Origin of the sequence: Pseudomonas sp. NGC7 (genome assembly GCF_047159675.1) — a bacterium.
Classification (GTDB): Bacteria; Pseudomonadota; Gammaproteobacteria; order Pseudomonadales; family Pseudomonadaceae; genus Aquipseudomonas; species Aquipseudomonas kermanshahensis.
Genome location: NZ_BAAFZY010000001.1, coordinates 5,379,949 through 5,395,049, shown reverse-complemented (window position 1 = coordinate 5,395,049; position 15,101 = coordinate 5,379,949). Strand labels below are relative to the sequence as shown.

14 protein-coding genes are annotated in these 15,101 nt (G+C 61.9%); 12 read left to right on the top strand and 2 right to left on the bottom strand.

Annotated elements, in window-relative coordinates:
* Positions 1 to 31 precede the first annotated feature (31 nt).
* From ACMCNM_RS24110 to ACMCNM_RS24100, 3 genes are read left to right on the top strand one after another with little or no spacing between them, the layout of a single operon-like run.
* Positions 32 to 1,015, top strand: a complete 984-nt coding sequence (locus tag ACMCNM_RS24110) for a FecCD family ABC transporter permease (protein ID WP_412765957.1) — start codon at positions 32 to 34, stop codon at positions 1,013 to 1,015.
* A complete protein-coding gene (locus ACMCNM_RS24105; protein WP_099430469.1) occupies positions 1,015 to 1,782 on the top strand; it encodes a heme ABC transporter ATP-binding protein in 768 nt (255 codons plus the stop codon). The genes ACMCNM_RS24110 and ACMCNM_RS24105 overlap by 1 nt, the downstream gene beginning before the upstream one ends.
* A gap of 12 nt (positions 1,783 to 1,794) precedes the next feature.
* Positions 1,795 to 2,682, top strand: a complete 888-nt coding sequence (locus ACMCNM_RS24100) for a ChaN family lipoprotein (RefSeq protein ID WP_412765561.1) — start codon at positions 1,795 to 1,797, stop codon at positions 2,680 to 2,682.
* Between the two features lie 213 nt (positions 2,683 to 2,895).
* Here ACMCNM_RS24100 and ACMCNM_RS24095 read toward each other — a convergent pair whose 3' ends face one another.
* Positions 2,896 to 3,174 carry a TfoX/Sxy family protein gene (locus ACMCNM_RS24095; protein ID WP_027594998.1) on the bottom strand — a complete coding sequence of 93 codons (279 nt, stop codon included), beginning with the start codon at positions 3,172 to 3,174 and terminating at the stop codon, positions 2,896 to 2,898.
* Positions 3,175 to 3,410: 236 nt separating this feature from the next.
* Complete coding sequence (locus tag ACMCNM_RS24090; protein WP_412765560.1) at positions 3,411 to 4,973, bottom strand: AAA family ATPase; 1,563 nt, start codon at positions 4,971 to 4,973, stop codon at positions 3,411 to 3,413.
* Positions 4,974 to 5,089: 116 nt separating this feature from the next.
* On the opposite strand from ACMCNM_RS24090, the gene mrcB reads away from it, so the two are divergent.
* The 9 genes from mrcB to msrQ all read left to right on the top strand — a co-directional run bounded on the left by mrcB (position 5,090) and on the right by msrQ (position 14,950).
* Positions 5,090 to 7,411, top strand: a complete 2,322-nt coding sequence (gene mrcB / locus ACMCNM_RS24085; protein WP_027594996.1) for a penicillin-binding protein 1B — start codon at positions 5,090 to 5,092, stop codon at positions 7,409 to 7,411.
* Between the two features lie 15 nt (positions 7,412 to 7,426).
* Positions 7,427 to 8,215, top strand: a complete 789-nt coding sequence (locus ACMCNM_RS24080; protein ID WP_412765559.1) for a tetratricopeptide repeat protein — start codon at positions 7,427 to 7,429, stop codon at positions 8,213 to 8,215.
* Positions 8,215 to 8,547, top strand: coding sequence for a YqcC family protein (locus tag ACMCNM_RS24075; protein WP_186683293.1), 333 nt, complete (start codon positions 8,215 to 8,217; stop codon positions 8,545 to 8,547). Before ACMCNM_RS24080 ends, ACMCNM_RS24075 begins: the two co-directional genes overlap by 1 nt.
* Before the next feature lie 408 nt (positions 8,548 to 8,955).
* Positions 8,956 to 10,680, top strand: a complete 1,725-nt coding sequence (locus tag ACMCNM_RS24070; protein ID WP_027594993.1) for an acetolactate synthase 3 large subunit — start codon at positions 8,956 to 8,958, stop codon at positions 10,678 to 10,680.
* A gap of 1 nt (position 10,681) precedes the next feature.
* Complete coding sequence (gene ilvN, locus ACMCNM_RS24065; RefSeq protein WP_003250040.1) at positions 10,682 to 11,173, top strand: acetolactate synthase small subunit; 492 nt, start codon at positions 10,682 to 10,684, stop codon at positions 11,171 to 11,173.
* A gap of 55 nt (positions 11,174 to 11,228) precedes the next feature.
* Positions 11,229 to 12,245, top strand: coding sequence for a ketol-acid reductoisomerase (ilvC, locus tag ACMCNM_RS24060; protein WP_027594992.1), 1,017 nt, complete (start codon positions 11,229 to 11,231; stop codon positions 12,243 to 12,245).
* Between the two features lie 149 nt (positions 12,246 to 12,394).
* Complete coding sequence (pssA, locus tag ACMCNM_RS24055; protein WP_027594991.1) at positions 12,395 to 13,246, top strand: CDP-diacylglycerol--serine O-phosphatidyltransferase; 852 nt, start codon at positions 12,395 to 12,397, stop codon at positions 13,244 to 13,246.
* Between the two features lie 79 nt (positions 13,247 to 13,325).
* Positions 13,326 to 14,339, top strand: a complete 1,014-nt coding sequence (gene msrP, locus ACMCNM_RS24050; protein WP_412765558.1) for a protein-methionine-sulfoxide reductase catalytic subunit MsrP — start codon at positions 13,326 to 13,328, stop codon at positions 14,337 to 14,339.
* A complete protein-coding gene (gene msrQ, locus ACMCNM_RS24045) occupies positions 14,339 to 14,950 on the top strand; it encodes a protein-methionine-sulfoxide reductase heme-binding subunit MsrQ (RefSeq protein ID WP_412765557.1) in 612 nt (203 codons plus the stop codon). Before msrP ends, msrQ begins: the two co-directional genes overlap by 1 nt.
* The last annotated feature ends 151 nt before the right edge of the window (positions 14,951 to 15,101 follow it).

Sequence of the window (15,101 nt, the reverse complement as noted above, 5' to 3'; positions counted from 1 at the left end):
TACATTGATCATCTGCCTGAGCGTGCTGTGCCTGTTGGCGGTGTGGCTGTCCCTGGCCCTGGGGCCGGTCAGCCTGCCGCTGTTCGATACCTTGCGCGCTGGGCTGCGCTTGTTGGGGCTGCCGATCGCCGGTGATGGCCTGCAGCAGGCGGAAATGATCCTCGGCCAGATTCGCCTGCCGCGCACCTTGCTGGGGCTGGCGGTGGGGGCGGTGCTGGCGCTGTCCGGCGTGGCCATGCAGGGGCTGTTCCGCAACCCGTTGGCCGACCCAGGGCTGGTAGGCGTCGCTGCCGGGGCGGCAATGGGCGCTGCAGTGGCCATTGTCGGCGGCAGCTGGTTTGGCGGAATGCCGGAGGTGCTGGCGCCTTATCTGCTGTCGCTGTGCGCCTTCATCGGCGGGCTTGGAGTGACCGCGCTGGTCTATCGCCTGGGGCGGCGCGACGGCCAGACCAATATCGCCACGATGCTGCTCGCCGGCGTGGCCATGACCGCGCTGGGCGGCGCGGCGGTGGGGCTGTTCTCCTACCTGGCCGATGACGCCACCTTGCGCACCCTGACGTTCTGGAACCTGGGCAGCCTCAACGGTGCCAGTTACGAGCGGCTGTGGCCGCTGTTGATGGTGGCTACCGGCGTGGCGCTGTGGTTGCCGCGGCGCGCGCGGGCGCTGAATGCCTTGCTGCTGGGGGAGTCGGAGGCGCGGCACCTGGGTATCGAGGTAGAGCGGCTCAAGCGCGAATTGGTGTTCTGTACCGCGCTGGGTGTCGGCGCGGCGGTGGCGGCGGCGGGGCTGATCGGCTTCATCGGGCTGGTGGTGCCGCACCTGGTGCGCTTGCTGGCAGGGCCTGATCACCGTGTGGTGTTGCCGGCCTCGCTGTTGGCGGGCGGCGTACTGATGCTGTTTGCCGACCTGGCGGCACGGCTGGTGCTGGCGCCAGCCGAACTGCCGATCGGCATTGTCACTGCGTTTATCGGTGCGCCGTTTTTCCTGTTTCTGCTGATGCGAGGGCGCAGCTGATGTTGCAAGTCGAGGGCCTGCACCTGCGGCGGGGAAGCAACGAGGTACTCCACGACATCCACCTGCAATTGGCCCCTGGGCAGGTGGTGGGCGTGCTCGGCCCCAACGGCGCGGGCAAGAGCAGCTTGCTGGGGGTGCTGTGTGGCGAGCTGGCGCCCGGCCAGGGGCATGTGACCTTGCAGGGCCGGCCGTTGGCCGATTGGGCAGGGCAGGAGCGGGCCAGGCGCCTGGCGGTGTTGCCGCAAGTGTCCAGCCTGGGCTTCTCGTTCAGGGTCGAGGAAGTGGTGGGCATGGGGCGGATGCCGCATGGCAGTGGCCAGGTGCGCGACGCCGAGATCGTCGAAGCAGCCTTGCGTGCAGCGGACGCCTGGCACCTGCAGGGGCGCAGCTACCTGGCGCTGTCGGGCGGTGAGCGGCAGCGGGTACACCTGGCGCGCGTGCTGGCCCAGCTGTGGCCAGGTGAGCAGGGGACTACGCTGTTGCTTGATGAGCCGACGTCGATGCTCGACCCACTGCATCAGCACACGACCCTGCAAGCGGTGCGCCGCTTTGCCGACCGAGGCGCTGCGGTGCTGGTGATCCTGCATGACCTGAACCTGGCGGCACGCTACTGTGACCGTATTTTGTTGCTTGAGCAGGGCCGCTGCCATGCCTTGGCCTCCCCCGACGAAGTGCTCACGCCTGGGGCATTGAAGGCGGTGTTCGGTATCGATGTGCTGGTACAGGCTCATCCGGAGCGCGGCCACCCGCTGATCATCACCCGCTAGGAGGCATTGCCGATGCGCCATCCACTGCTGTCCGGTTTATCGCTGTGCCTGGTGCTGGCGCTGGGCGGATGCCAGGCCAGCCTGCCGCCATTGCCTGGCTGGCAGAGTACTGAAGGGCGCGAACACGCGCAGTTGGGGCAAATCAAGGACCTGGCCAGCGGGCAGCTCATCAGCCCGGAACAACTGGTCACGCGCCTGGCCGCTGCCCCGCGTGTGCTGGTAGGGGAGAAGCATGACAACCCCGACCACCACGCACTGCAGTTGTGGTTGTTGCAGGCCCTGCAGGGCCGGCGCACTCAGGGCAGCCTGTTGATGGAGATGCTGCAGCCTGAGCAGCAGCCGCTGGTCGACAAACTTGAAGCACAGCCACAGTTGCCCGCAGACGTGCCCAAGGCGTTAGCGTGGGAAGAAGGTTGGGACTGGCAGATGTACGGCCCGTTGGTCACGCAGGCCTTGCAGCACGGCATCCCGCTGCTGGCCGCCAACCTTTCACCTGGGCAAATGCGTCACGCCTACCGGCACCCGGCGTCGTTACCGGGCGCACAGTCCAATGCGCCTAGGGTCAAGGCCGCGTTGCTTGAACAGGTGCGGGCCGGGCACTGCGGCTTGCTGCCGGAAAGCCAGTTGCCGGCCATGCTTGCCGTTCAACAGCAGCGCGACCGGCAGATGGCAGAGCAGTTGCTGAAGGCGCCGCAGCCAGCCCTGCTATTGGCTGGCGCATACCACGTACGCAAGGACCTGGGTGTGCCGTTGCACTTGGCTGACCTTGGCGCGCAGGGCCGTAGCGTGGTCGTGTTGTTGGCCGAGGTCGGCGAGGAAGCCGAGGCGGGCATGGCCGATTATGTGTGGTACACGGCGGCGACGCCGGAGCAGGACTACTGCGCTCAACTGCGCAAGTAACGTTACGGGTATCGGCGTTGTCACCGCGCACGCGGTGCAAAACCGTCAGGCAAAAAAAGACCCGGCAAAGAGCCGGGTCAATAACCGTGATTAGCCTGATGAGGAGATAATCTGAGAGTCCGAACCAGGGGCTTTCAGGTTATCCAACCAGTCTCGCGACCAGTTGTGATAATCATAACGATTCTCATTTCGGAGTCAATCCCCTTCTTCGGTTTATTTCGCGTTTTTTTGCGCAGGGTTCTTCGCGTCCAGTTGTTGATTGAGCGCTTCCTTGCGTTCGGTCGGCAAATCGTTCCAGTGCATGTCGAGCAAGGCGCCTTCAATCGCGTACAACAGCACTTTGGAGGCCCGGAACCCTCGCGTTTTCACAGCTTGGTACGCACCCACCGCACCGAGCCGGCGCAGATCCGACGCGCTGTGGATGCCGGCTGCATGCAACCACTGCGCAGAAGTCTTGCCAAGATTCTTCAGATGCTGCAATTCATCGTTCATCGAGCCTCCTTGCGATGGCTGAACGGGTGTTGGGGGATAAATCGCGAGCAGGTCAGAGAGGAGTGTAGCGGGGGTTGGAAAATGCGCGGCCTTTTGCCATCGGGTGCGACGATTGGGGAGGGGAGCCGCCTCTTACGGCCCTATCGCCGGCAAGCCAGCTCCTACAGGGACACCACTGCGCTTGAGGCCTGTGGGACTTCTGTGGGGCTTGCCGGCGATAAGCTGCAATGCTGACCTTACAGGCCCGGCAAGCGCTGGCGGATCTGGTCGATCACCTGGTCCATGCAGGCGCTTTCCTGCGTATCGACACGGGTGGCGTGCTGCAGTTCTGTGGCATCCAGCGGCTCACGGCTGGCCTGCTGAGCCTTGACCACCTCTAGAGTAGCGTCCGACGGGTCGGTTTTTTCCGCCTGGCGCTGCGCCAGCCAGCTGGCGATCACCGCCTCCGGGGCTTGGCAGTCGAGGACCAGGAACGGCACGCCGGTCGCGCTGGCGACCTCTGCCGCCGCTTGGCGTTGAGCATGTTTCAGGTAGGTGGCATCGAGCACCACCGGGAAACCGGCGCGCAGGATGGTGCCGGCCAGATCGTGCAGGCGCTGATAGGTCGCGGCGCTGGCATCCTGGTCATAGATGCCGGCATCCTGCCGCCCAGATAGCGTTGCCTGCTGCTCGCCGAACAGGCGCTTGCGCTCCACGTCCGAACGCACACGCACGGCGCCCAGGGCTTCGACCAGGCGCATCGCCACGTGGCTCTTGCCCACCGCCGAGACGCCGTGGGTGATGGCCAGCAGGCGCGAAGGGATGGCGCTGTAGCTTTCCGCCAGGTTGGCATAGTTGCGGTAGGTGCGCAGGGTGGTGGCGCGCTGCACGCCATCGGCATTGGCGGGCATGCTGAACAGGGCGACCTTGGCGCGCACCAGGGCGCGGTAGGCCTTGTAGAAGTTGAGCACTTCCAGGCCCTCGTAGTCGCCGGTCAGCTCCAAGTACTGGCTGACGAAGCGGTGCGCCAGGCACTTGAGGCCGCGGTCTTCCAGGTCCATGGCCAGGAAGCCGGTATCGGCCCAGACATCGGTCATGCGGAACGGCTCGTTGAACTCGATGCAGTCGAAGATCACCACCTTGCCGTCGATCAGGGTGGCGTTGCCCAGGTGAATGTCACCGTGGCATTCGCGGGTGAAACCGTTGGCCTTGCGCGCTTCGAACAGGCCTTTGAGGCGCTCGAAACTGCTGCGTGCCCATGCCTGGAGGTTGTCCAGTTGCAGCAGGTCGGCCTTGTCGCTGAGGAACGGGCGGATCTGCTCGAAGTTCTGCTCGACCGGGGCCATCACGCTTTCAGGCGAGCCGTAAGGTTGCGCTGCCGGGACCTTGGGGGTCTGCAGATGGAATTCGGCGATCTGCCGGGCCATCTGGTCGATGTGCTCGGCGTTGAGCTCGCCGTTGGCTTGCAGGGTGCTGAGCATCTGCCCCTGGGGGAACTGGCGCATTTTCAGGGCGTATTCGATTGCTACACCCTCACCGCCGATTTGCGGCGCTTCGGCGCTACCGGTGATCGGCAACACGTCGAGGTACAGGCCGTCGGTCAGGCGCTGGTTCAGGCGCAATTCTTCGTTACAGAAATGCTTGCGCTGATCCAGCTGGGTGAAGTCGAGGAAGCCGAAGTTCATCGGTTTCTTGACCTTGTAGGCGTACTCGCCAGTGAGCAGGACCCAGGAGATATGCGTCTCGATGAGTTGGAACCCATCTACGGGGTGAGGGTAGAGGGCTGGGTTCTGCAACGCAGTGATAAGAGCTTGGCTCACGGGAAATCCTTCCGGGGGCAGGGAATTCGAATGCGCCATTATGGTCAATGGTGCCGTCCCTGCATACCGCCGAGGGCGCCTGCCCAGCCTTTACAAAGTGCGTATAATCCGCCGCCATGACTCGAACTCGAAACGCTCGTACCCCTCAGAAACGCCCGACCGGCCGCTCTCGCGCCTGGCTGGGCTGGGCTTTGAAGCTCAGCCTGGTCGGCCTGGTGATCCTCGCCGGCTTCGCGGTTTACCTCGATGCTGTCGTCCAAGAGAAGTTCTCTGGCAAGCGTTGGACCATCCCGGCCAAGGTCTACGCCCGGCCACTGGAGCTGTTCGTCGGCCAGAAGCTGAGCAAGAACGACTTCCTCACCGAACTCGATGCCCTGGGCTATCGCCGTGAAAGCGCGGCCAATGGCCCGGGTGCGGCCGCGGTCAACGGTAATACCGTCGACCTCAATACCCGTGGCTTCCAGTTCTACGAGGGAATGGAACCCGCGCAGTTCGTCCGCGTGCGCTTCTCTGGCGATTACGTGGCGGGGCTGGCCGGTGCCAATGGCGGCAAGCTCGACGTGGTGCGCCTGGAGCCGCTGATGATCGGCGGTATCTATCCGAAAAACCTCGAGGACCGGATCCTGATCAAGATCGATCAGGTGCCACCGTACCTGCTCGAGACCCTGGTCGCGACCGAAGACCGCGACTTCTATAGCCACTTTGGCGTGTCGCCCAAGTCCATCGCCCGTGCCGTGTGGGTCAACACCTCGGCCGGCTCCATGCGCCAAGGCGGCAGTACCCTGACCCAGCAGTTGGTGAAAAACTTCTACCTCACCAGCGAACGCAGCCTCAGCCGCAAGCTGACCGAGGCCATGATGGCCGTGTTGCTGGAGCTGCATTACGACAAGCGTGAAATCCTCGAGGCCTACCTCAACGAGGTGTTCGTCGGCCAGGACGGCCAACGCGCGGTGCATGGCTTCGGCCTGGCCAGCCAGTTCTTCTTCAGCCAGCCGCTGTCGGAGCTCAAGCTGCACCAGATCGCCTTGCTGGTGGGCATGGTCAAGGGGCCGTCCTACTACAACCCGCGGCGTTATCCTGACCGCGCCCTGGCCCGCCGTAACCTGGTGCTCGACCTGCTGGCCGAGCAGGGCGTGGCGAGCAAGGACGTGATCGAGGCGGCGAAGAAGATGCCGTTGGGTGTGACCAAGCGCGGCAGCCTGGCGGACAGCTCGTTCCCAGCCTTCCTCGACTTGGTCAAACGCCAGCTGCGCCAAGACTACCGCGACGAAGACTTGACCGAAGAAGGCCTGCGCATCTTCACCAGTTTCGACCCGATCCTGCAGATGAAGGCCGAAACCTCCATGAACGAGACGTTCAAGCGCCTGGCCGGGCGCAAGGGCGCTGACGAGGTCGAGTCGGCGATGGTCGTGACCAACCCGGAAACCGGCGAGGTGCAAGCGCTGATCGGCAGCCGCCAGTCGGGCTTTGCCGGCTTCAACCGGGCCATCGACGCGGTACGGCCGATTGGCTCGCTGGTCAAGCCGGCGGTGTACCTGACCGCGCTGGAACAGCCGAGCAAGTACACCCTGACCAGCTGGGTGCAGGACGAGCCGTTCTCGGTCAAAGGCGCCAACGGCCAGATCTGGCGCCCGCAAAACTACGACCGTCGTCCGCATGGCACCATTTACCTGTATCAAGGCCTGGCCAACTCCTACAACCTGTCGACCGCCAAGCTCGGCCTGGAAGTGGGCGTGCCCAACGTGATCAAGACCATCGGTCGGCTGGGGGTGAATGTCGACTGGCCAGCCTTCCCAGCGATGCTGCTGGGGGCAGGTGGCATGTCGCCGATGCAGGTCGCGACCATGTACCAGACCATTGCCAATGGTGGCTTCAACACGCCGATGCGCGGTATCCGCAGCGTGTTGACGGCCGAGGGTGAGCCGCTCAAGCGCTACCCGTTCCAGATCCAGCAGACCTTCGACCCAGGGTCCATCTACCTGGTGCAGAACGCCATGCAGCGGGTGATGCGCGAAGGTACCGGCCGTTCGGTGTACAACGTGTTGCCGCGTTCGCTGACCCTGGCCGGCAAGACCGGTACCAGTAACGACTCGCGCGACAGCTGGTTCTCCGGCTTTAGCCAGGACCTGCTGGCCGTGGTTTGGATGGGCCGCGACGATAACGGTAAAACGCCGTTCACCGGTGCCACTGGCGCCTTGCAGGTCTGGACCAGCTTCATGAAGAAGGCCGACCCGCTGCCGCTGGACATGCCGCAACCGGACAACGTCGTGCAAGCCTGGATCGACCCGTACAGCGGCCAAGGCTCTGACGGTAGCTGTCCGGGAGCCGTGCAGATGCCGTATATTCGCGGAAGCGAACCGCCCGCCGGCGCAGCCTGTGGCGGTGAGCAGAATCCGGCAGAATCGGTCATGGACTGGGTCAAAGGCTGGATGAATTAAGCACGAGCTGCATTGATGAGGTGTGAAGTGAATAAGTGGCTGTTTCCTGCCTTGACGGCGTTGGTTGTGCTCCAGGGTTGCTCCAGCGTCCAGCGTGGCAATATCCCGGTGGTCGACTCGAGCACCCGCGTGTCCAACAGTGAACGCGTAACGGCCAACCGCTCGGCGGCTGGCATGAACAGCGGCACCTCACAAGCGCAGTCGCTGCCTGAGGATTCGGGCGTGACGGTGATGATCCCGCAGGGCGCCGGTGCTTCGAGCATCCAGACGTTCCCAGCCGGTAATGGGGCGGCGCCGATCAGTACCGCACCGATTACCCCGGGCCCGATCTCGACCGGGCCGATCACCACCAACCCGAATCCGATCGCCGACGAGCCGTTCGATATCGCCTCGATGAACAGCACGCCAAAAGCCAGCAGTGCGCCGACCGGCATCCCGCGCAGCGGTGGCGCATCTGGCGGCCTGTCGGCCGACGAGCAGCTTGATGGGCCTGTACTGGCGCTGTTGACGACTGCCCAGCAACAGCAGGTCAGTGGTGATTTCAACGGTGCCTCGTCTAGCCTGGAGCGTGCCCAGCGTATCGCCCCGCGCGAGCCGCAGGTGCTGTTCCGCCTGGCGCAGGTGCGCTTGTCCCAGGGCGATGCAGCGCAGGCCGAGCAGTTGGCTCGCCGCGCCCTGACCTACTCCAATGGCCGCCCCGACCTGCAGGCCGAACTGTGGAACACCATTGCCCAGTGCCGTGAAAAACAAGGTGACAGTGCCGGTGCGGCGCTGGCGCGGCAGAAGGCCCGAGTGAATTCCTGATGATCGAGCAACGCATTCTGGACATCGCCGACCACCTACTGCTGATCGAGCGTGAGTTGAAGGTGCAAGGCTGGTGGGACGATGAGCCGCCCAGCGATGAAGCGCTGGAAAGCACCGTGCCCTTCGCGGTCGATACGATGACCCTGGAGCAGTGGCTGCAATGGATCTTCCTGCCCCGCATGAAGATCATCATCGAGCTTGGCCACCCGCTGCCCAGTGCCTCGGGCATCCTGATGATGGCTGAAACGGTGTTCACCGATCGCCCGGAGCAGAGTCGCGAGCTACGGCGCCTGCTAGCAGAGTTCGATCAATTGATCGCTTCTGGAGCCTGATTTCTTCTCTTTTTCCTTCAAGGGCCGCAGATTGTGGCCCTTTTTTATGGAAATCTTCTTAATTCTGCTGCTGCTATCCTTTTTAGTGGTGGCAGGAATTCATCTTGAGGAAAAATTGGCAATAATTTTTCTTGACTTGTAGCCGCCAAATCACAAGAATCCAACTTCCGCTGTAGAGGGACTGCCAGAAGCAGACCCGCTAAGCAGATCATGAGGCGCACACCCGCGCCGACCTGTTACACCCCGCAACGCGTTACCTCGCGCTGGGTGGGAAAACCCCGCAACACTCTGGGGCGCTCCCAATACTTGCTCAGTCAGTGCTGACGTTCGCTCATGCTCTGCTTGGCAGTAAACCTATTAAGACCCGTCCACTAGGGACGGTATTCTGGCGTTTTAGAGGTGAACAACGTGGAGCTTTTATCTGGCGCTGAGATGGTCGTCCGCTTCTTGCGTGACGAAGGCGTTAAGCACATCTACGGGTACCCTGGCGGTGCTCTCCTTCATGTTTACGATGCCCTGTTCAAGGAACCGGAAGTCGAACACATCCTGGTTCGTCACGAACAGGCTGCAACCCATATGGCGGACGGCTACGCCCGTGCCACCGGCAAGGCCGGTGTGGTGCTGGTAACCTCCGGCCCGGGTGCGACCAATGCCATTACCGGCATTGCCACCGCCTACATGGATTCGATTCCGATGGTCATTCTGTCCGGCCAGGTGCCTAGCACCATGGTGGGTACCGATGCCTTCCAGGAAACCGACATGATTGGCATCTCGCGGCCGATCGTGAAGCACAGCTTCATGATCAAAAACGCCACCGAGATCCCAGAAGTTCTGAAAAAAGCCTTCTACCTGGCGCAATCCGGCCGTCCTGGCCCGGTCGTGGTCGACATTCCAAAAGATATGACCAACCCGGCCGAGAAGTTCGAATACGTCTACCCGAAGAAGGTCAAGCTGCGCTCCTATAGCCCGGCGGTCCGTGGCCACTCCGGCCAGATCCGCAAGGCCGCCGAGATGCTGCTGGCTGCCAAGCGCCCGATCGTTTACGCCGGCGGCGGCGTGATTCTGGGTGGCGGCTCCGAAGCCCTGACCGAAATCGCCAAGTCGCTGAACCTGCCGGTTACCAACACCCTCATGGGTCTGGGTGGCTTCCCGGGTACTGACCGTCAGTTCCTCGGCATGCTCGGCATGCACGGCAGCTTCACGGCCAACATGGCCATGCACAATGCTGACGTCATCTTTGCCGTCGGTGCGCGCTTCGATGACCGTGTGGTCAACGGCCCGGCCAAGTTCTGCCCGAATGCCAAGATCATCCACATCGACATCGACCCGGCGTCGATTTCCAAGATGATCAAGGCCGACGTGCCTATCGTTGGCCCAGTCGACAGCGTCTTGACCGAGATGCTCGGCATCCTCAAGGAAATCGGCGAGCAGCCTGACAAGGCCGCCGCAGAGGCCTGGTGGAAGCAGATCGATGAATGGCGTGGCGACGGCGACCTGTTCCCTTACAACAAGGGGGATGGCAGCGTCATCAAGCCGCAGACCGTGATCGAAACCCTGTGCGAAGTGACCAAAGGCGATGCCTTTGTTACCTCCGACGTGGGCCAGCACCAGATGTTCGCGGCGCAGTACTACCGCTTCAACAAGCCGAACCGCTGGATCAACTCCGGTGGCCTGGGCACCATGGGCTTCGGTTTCCCGGCGGCGATGGGCGTCAAGCTCAACTTCCCGGACCAGGACGTGGCGTGCGTGACCGGCGAAGGCAGTATCCAGATGAACATCCAGGAACTGTCCACCTGCATGCAGTACGGCCTGCCGGTGAAAATCGTCAACCTGAACAACGGCGTGCTGGGCATGGTCCGCCAGTGGCAGGACATGGCGTACAACGGCCGTCACTCGCACTCCTATGTCGAGTCGCTGCCTGACTTCATCAAGCTGGCCGAGGCCTATGGTCATGTGGGTATCCGCATCACCAGCCTGAAAGACCTCAAGCCGAAGCTGGAAGAGGCATTCGCGATGAAAGACCGTCTGGTGTTCATCGACATCGCGGTTGACCGTACCGAGCACGTCTATCCGATGCAGATCAAGGATGGCTCGATGCGTGACATGTGGCTGAGCAAGACGGAGCGTACCTGATATGCGGCACATCATTTCCTTGCTGCTGGAAAACGAACCCGGTGCCTTGTCTCGCGTCGTTGGCCTGTTCTCCCAGCGTAACTACAACATTGAAAGCCTGACCGTGGCGCCGACCGAAGACCCGACCTTGTCGCGTCTGACGCTGACCACCGTTGGCCATGACGAAGTGATCGAACAGATCACCAAGAACCTGAACAAGCTTGTCGAAGTGGTAAAGCTTGTCGACCTGTCGGAAAGTGCTCACATCGAGCGTGAACTGATGCTGGTCAAGGTCAAGGCCACCGGAGCCCAGCGGGCCGAGATCAAGCGCACCACGGACATTTTCCGTGGCCAGATCGTCGATGTGACCGCCAGTGTGTACACCGTGCAACTGAGCGGCACCAGCGACAAACTGGACAGCTTCATCCAAGCCATCGGCACCGCATCGATTCTCGAAACCGTGCGCAGTGGCGTCACCGGCATTGCCCGTGGCGACAAAGTGCTCAGCATCTAAATTCAAAAATTAGCAATGGCTCCGCAGGGGCCGAGATATAACCAGGGGTATTTTCATGAAAGTTTTCTACGATAAAGACTGCGACCTTTCCATCATCCAGGGTAAGAAAGTCGCCATCATCGGTTACGGTTCCCAAGGCCACGCCCAGGCGTGCAACCTGAAAGACTCCGGTGTAGACGTTACCGTCGGTCTGCGTAAAGGCTCGGCCACCGTTGCCAAGGCAGAAGCCCACGGCCTGAAAGTGGCCGACGTGGCTACCGCTGTCGCTGCTGCCGACCTGGTCATGATCCTGACTCCGGACGAGTTCCAAGGCGCTCTGTACAAGAACGAGATCGAGCCGAACATCAAGAAAGGCGCAACCCTGGCCTTCTCCCACGGCTTCTCGATCCACTACAACCAAGTCGTGCCACGTGCCGACCTCGACGTGATCATGATCGCGCCGAAAGCCCCGGGCCACACCGTGCGCTCCGAGTTCGTCAAGGGCGGCGGCATCCCTGACCTGATCGCTATCTACCAGGACGCTTCGGGCAACGCCAAAAACGTTGCGCTGTCCTACGCCGCAGGCGTGGGTGGCGGCCGTACCGGCATCATCGAAACCACCTTCAAGGACGAGACTGAAACTGACCTGTTCGGCGAGCAGGCTGTTCTGTGCGGCGGTACCGTCGAGCTGGTCAAAGCCGGTTTCGAAACCCTGGTTGAAGCGGGCTACGCGCCAGAAATGGCCTACTTCGAGTGCCTGCACGAGCTGAAGTTGATCGTTGACCTCATGTACGAAGGCGGTATCGCCAACATGAACTACTCGATCTCCAACAACGCCGAGTACGGTGAGTACGTCACCGGCCCAGAAGTTATCAACGAAGAATCCCGCAAGGCCATGCGCAACGCTCTGAAGCGCATCCAAGACGGCGAGTACGCGAAGATGTTCATCTCCGAAGGTGCTACCAACTACCCATCGATGACCGCCAAGCGTCGTAACAACGCTGCCCACGGCATCGAAATCATCGGCGAGCAACTGCGTTCGATGATGCCTTGGATCTCGGCGAACAAGATCGTCGACAAAGCCAAGAACTAAGTTTCTTGCAACATGAAAAACGCGGCTTCGGCCGCGTTTTTTCGTTTAGGCAGCCGGCATCTGGTATAAAGCAGACCAGTGGCCTGCCGTCAGAACCTGTTTCGCAGGCCCGTGTCGAACATATTCCACCCTGTTGCAAGGTACCCTACATGAGCGAACGTCCCGAAGAGCCGAACAAGCCCTCCGACGCCGAAAGCCTGCTACCTGTCGATGAGCACATTGAAGAGGGCCATGACGCCGAAGGGCGCAAGGTCCGGCATCGCGGCATCTATCTGCTTCCTAACCTGTTCACCACCGCCAACCTGTTCGCCGGCTTCTACTCCATCATCAACTCGATGAGCGCGCAGAGCGCGTTGAGTGCTGGCGACCCGCGCGAGGCAAGCAAGTACTTCGCCTTTGCCGCCATCGCCATCTTCGTCGCCATGGTGCTCGATGGCCTGGATGGCCGTGTGGCTCGCATGACCAATACCCAAAGCGCCTTCGGGGCCGAGTACGACTCGCTGTCGGACATGGTCGCCTTTGGTGTTGCCCCGGCGTTGCTGGCCTTTGGCTGGGCGTTGGGTGACATGGGCAAGGTCGGCTGGATGGTTGCCTTCATCTATGTGGCGGGCGCTGCCTTGCGCCTGGCGCGCTTCAACACCCAGGTGGGCACCGCCGACAAGCGTTACTTCATCGGCCTGGCCAGCCCGGCGGCGGCTGGTGTGGTTGCGGGCACCGTGTGGGCCTTCAGTGACTACGGTATCCAGGGCTCCAAGCTGTCGTTCCTGGTGGCGCTGCTGGTGGCGGCGGCTGGCATGTTGATGGTCAGCAACATCAAGTACAACAGCTTCAAGGAGCTTGACCTCAAAGGGCGTGTGCCGTTCGTGGCCATCCTGGCGGTGGTCCTGGTGTTCGCGGTGGTATTCAGCGACCCGCCCCGCATCCTGCTGCTGATCTTCCTTGCCTACGCGGCTTCGGGGCCGATTCAGTTCTTGCTGCGGTCTCGCCGTCGCAAGTCGTGACAATGATTTAATGATGGAATAACCCTCCGGCTCCATAGTCTTACTGGTACATCCGTTATCCAGTGCTATGGAGCCGTCCATGCTCATCAAGCTTCCCAGGTCATCCGAATGCAAGGCGTCGGAGATCACGCCCGAAGGTCTCTATCTTTCTCGTCGCACCGTGCTCGGTGGCTCGCTGGCGGGCCTTGCCCTGGGCGCGCTACCGAGCCTGGGGCATGCCGCCGAGGCCAGCCGCTACGCCGATGTCGAGGCGGGCGCTGCACTCGCCTGGTTCAGTGACAAGCTTGCGGCGACGCAATGGCAGGCGGTAACGGTCAAGGATGAGGCGATTACGCCCTTCAAGGACGCGACCCACTACAACAACTTCTATGAGTTCGGGCCCGACAAGGGGGACCCGGCTGCCAATGGCGGCAGCTTGCAGACTGAGCCTTGGTCTGTAGTGATCGATGGCGAGGTCGGCAAACCCGGGCGCTATGCCCTGGAAGACTTCGTTAAACCTTATCAGCTCGAAGAGCGCATCTACCGGCTGCGCTGTGTCGAGGCGTGGTCGATGGTCATCCCCTGGCTTGGCTTCCCGCTGGCGCAAGTACTCAAGCAAGTGGAGCCGACATCCAACGCGCGCTACGTGCGCTTCGAAACATTGAAAGACCCACAGCATATGCCAGGGCAACGCTCAGGCTTCGCCTTGATCGACTGGCCCTATAGAGAAGGGCTGCGCTTAGATGAGGCCATGCACCCGTTGGCGATTCTGGCGGTGGGTATGTATGGCCGCGAGCTGGCCAACCAGAATGGCGCGCCGTTGCGCTTGGTGGTGCCATGGAAGTACGGGTTCAAGAGCATCAAGTCGATCGTGCGGATCAGCCTGGTGGCCGAGCGCCCGCAAACAACCTGGGAGGGGCTGGCGCCAGATGAGTATGGCTTCTATGCCAACGTGAACCCCGAGGTCGATCACCCGCGCTGGACCCAAGCGCGTGAGCGGCGCCTGCCAAGTGGCCTGTTCAGCCCCAACGTACGCCCAACGCAAATGTTCAACGGCTACGCTGACGAAGTGGCGTCGCTGTATGCCGGCCTCGACCTGCGGAAGAACTATTGATGCGCTATCCCTGGTTGCGCCTGGCCATCTTTATAGTGGGGTGTGTGCTGCCACTCTGGTGGTTGTATGAAGCTGCGATGAACCTGCTGGGGCCGGACCCAGGGAAGATCCTGATGGACCGGCTGGGGTTGGGTGCGCTGACGTTCCTGCTGGTGACCTTGAGCATGACGCCGCTGCAGCGGCTGACAGGGTGGTCGGGCTGGATCGTCGTGCGCCGCCAGCTAGGGTTGTGGTGTTTTGCCTACATCGTGCTGCACATCCTCTGTTACCTCTTCTTTATTCTGGGGCTGGACTGGGGGCAGTTTGCTGTCGAGCTGCGCAAGCGGCCCTACATTATTGTGGGGGCGCTTGGCTTCCTCGGGTTGTTGGCGCTGGCGGTAACCTCCAACCGGTATAGCCAGCGCCGGCTGGGTGCGCGGTGGAAGAAGCTGCATAAGCTCGTGTACGTGATTCTCGGCTTGGGGCTGCTGCATTTCCTGTGGATCGTGCGCTCGGACCTGCGTGAGTGGGCGATCTATGCCGGCATTGGTGCCGTGTTGATGGCGCTGCGTATTCCTGCAGTCGCACGGCGTGTTCCTCGGGTGATCAGCAAGCGGGGGAGGGTGGTTTGAAACATTGTTGAAATAAAGGGTTGACGGGGTTTCGAATCCCCTTATAATGCGCCCCACTTCCAGCGTGATTGGAACGAGAAACTCTTTGAGTATCAACGAGTTAATCAATTCAGGTAGTGTTGTAAGGGCTTCGATCGAAAGATCGTCAGCG

Excerpts from the sequence above, each read along its gene's own strand:
- msrP (WP_412765558.1), top strand. The coding sequence starts at position 13,326 with ATGCTCATCAAGCTTCCCAGGTCATCCGAATGCAAGGCGTCGGAGATC.
- ACMCNM_RS24075 (WP_186683293.1), top strand. The coding sequence starts at position 8,215 with ATGATCGAGCAACGCATTCTGGACATCGCCGACCACCTACTGCTGATC.
- ACMCNM_RS24080 (WP_412765559.1), top strand. The coding sequence starts at position 7,427 with ATGAGGTGTGAAGTGAATAAGTGGCTGTTTCCTGCCTTGACGGCGTTG.
- ACMCNM_RS24095 (WP_027594998.1), bottom strand. The coding sequence starts at position 3,174 with ATGAACGATGAATTGCAGCATCTGAAGAATCTTGGCAAGACTTCTGCG.
- ilvC (WP_027594992.1), top strand. The coding sequence starts at position 11,229 with ATGAAAGTTTTCTACGATAAAGACTGCGACCTTTCCATCATCCAGGGT.
- mrcB (WP_027594996.1), top strand. The coding sequence starts at position 5,090 with ATGACTCGAACTCGAAACGCTCGTACCCCTCAGAAACGCCCGACCGGC.
- pssA (WP_027594991.1), top strand. The coding sequence starts at position 12,395 with ATGAGCGAACGTCCCGAAGAGCCGAACAAGCCCTCCGACGCCGAAAGC.
- ACMCNM_RS24105 (WP_099430469.1), top strand. The coding sequence starts at position 1,015 with ATGTTGCAAGTCGAGGGCCTGCACCTGCGGCGGGGAAGCAACGAGGTA.
- msrQ (WP_412765557.1), top strand. The coding sequence starts at position 14,339 with ATGCGCTATCCCTGGTTGCGCCTGGCCATCTTTATAGTGGGGTGTGTG.
- ilvN (WP_003250040.1), top strand. The coding sequence starts at position 10,682 with ATGCGGCACATCATTTCCTTGCTGCTGGAAAACGAACCCGGTGCCTTG.
- ACMCNM_RS24100 (WP_412765561.1), top strand. The coding sequence starts at position 1,795 with ATGCGCCATCCACTGCTGTCCGGTTTATCGCTGTGCCTGGTGCTGGCG.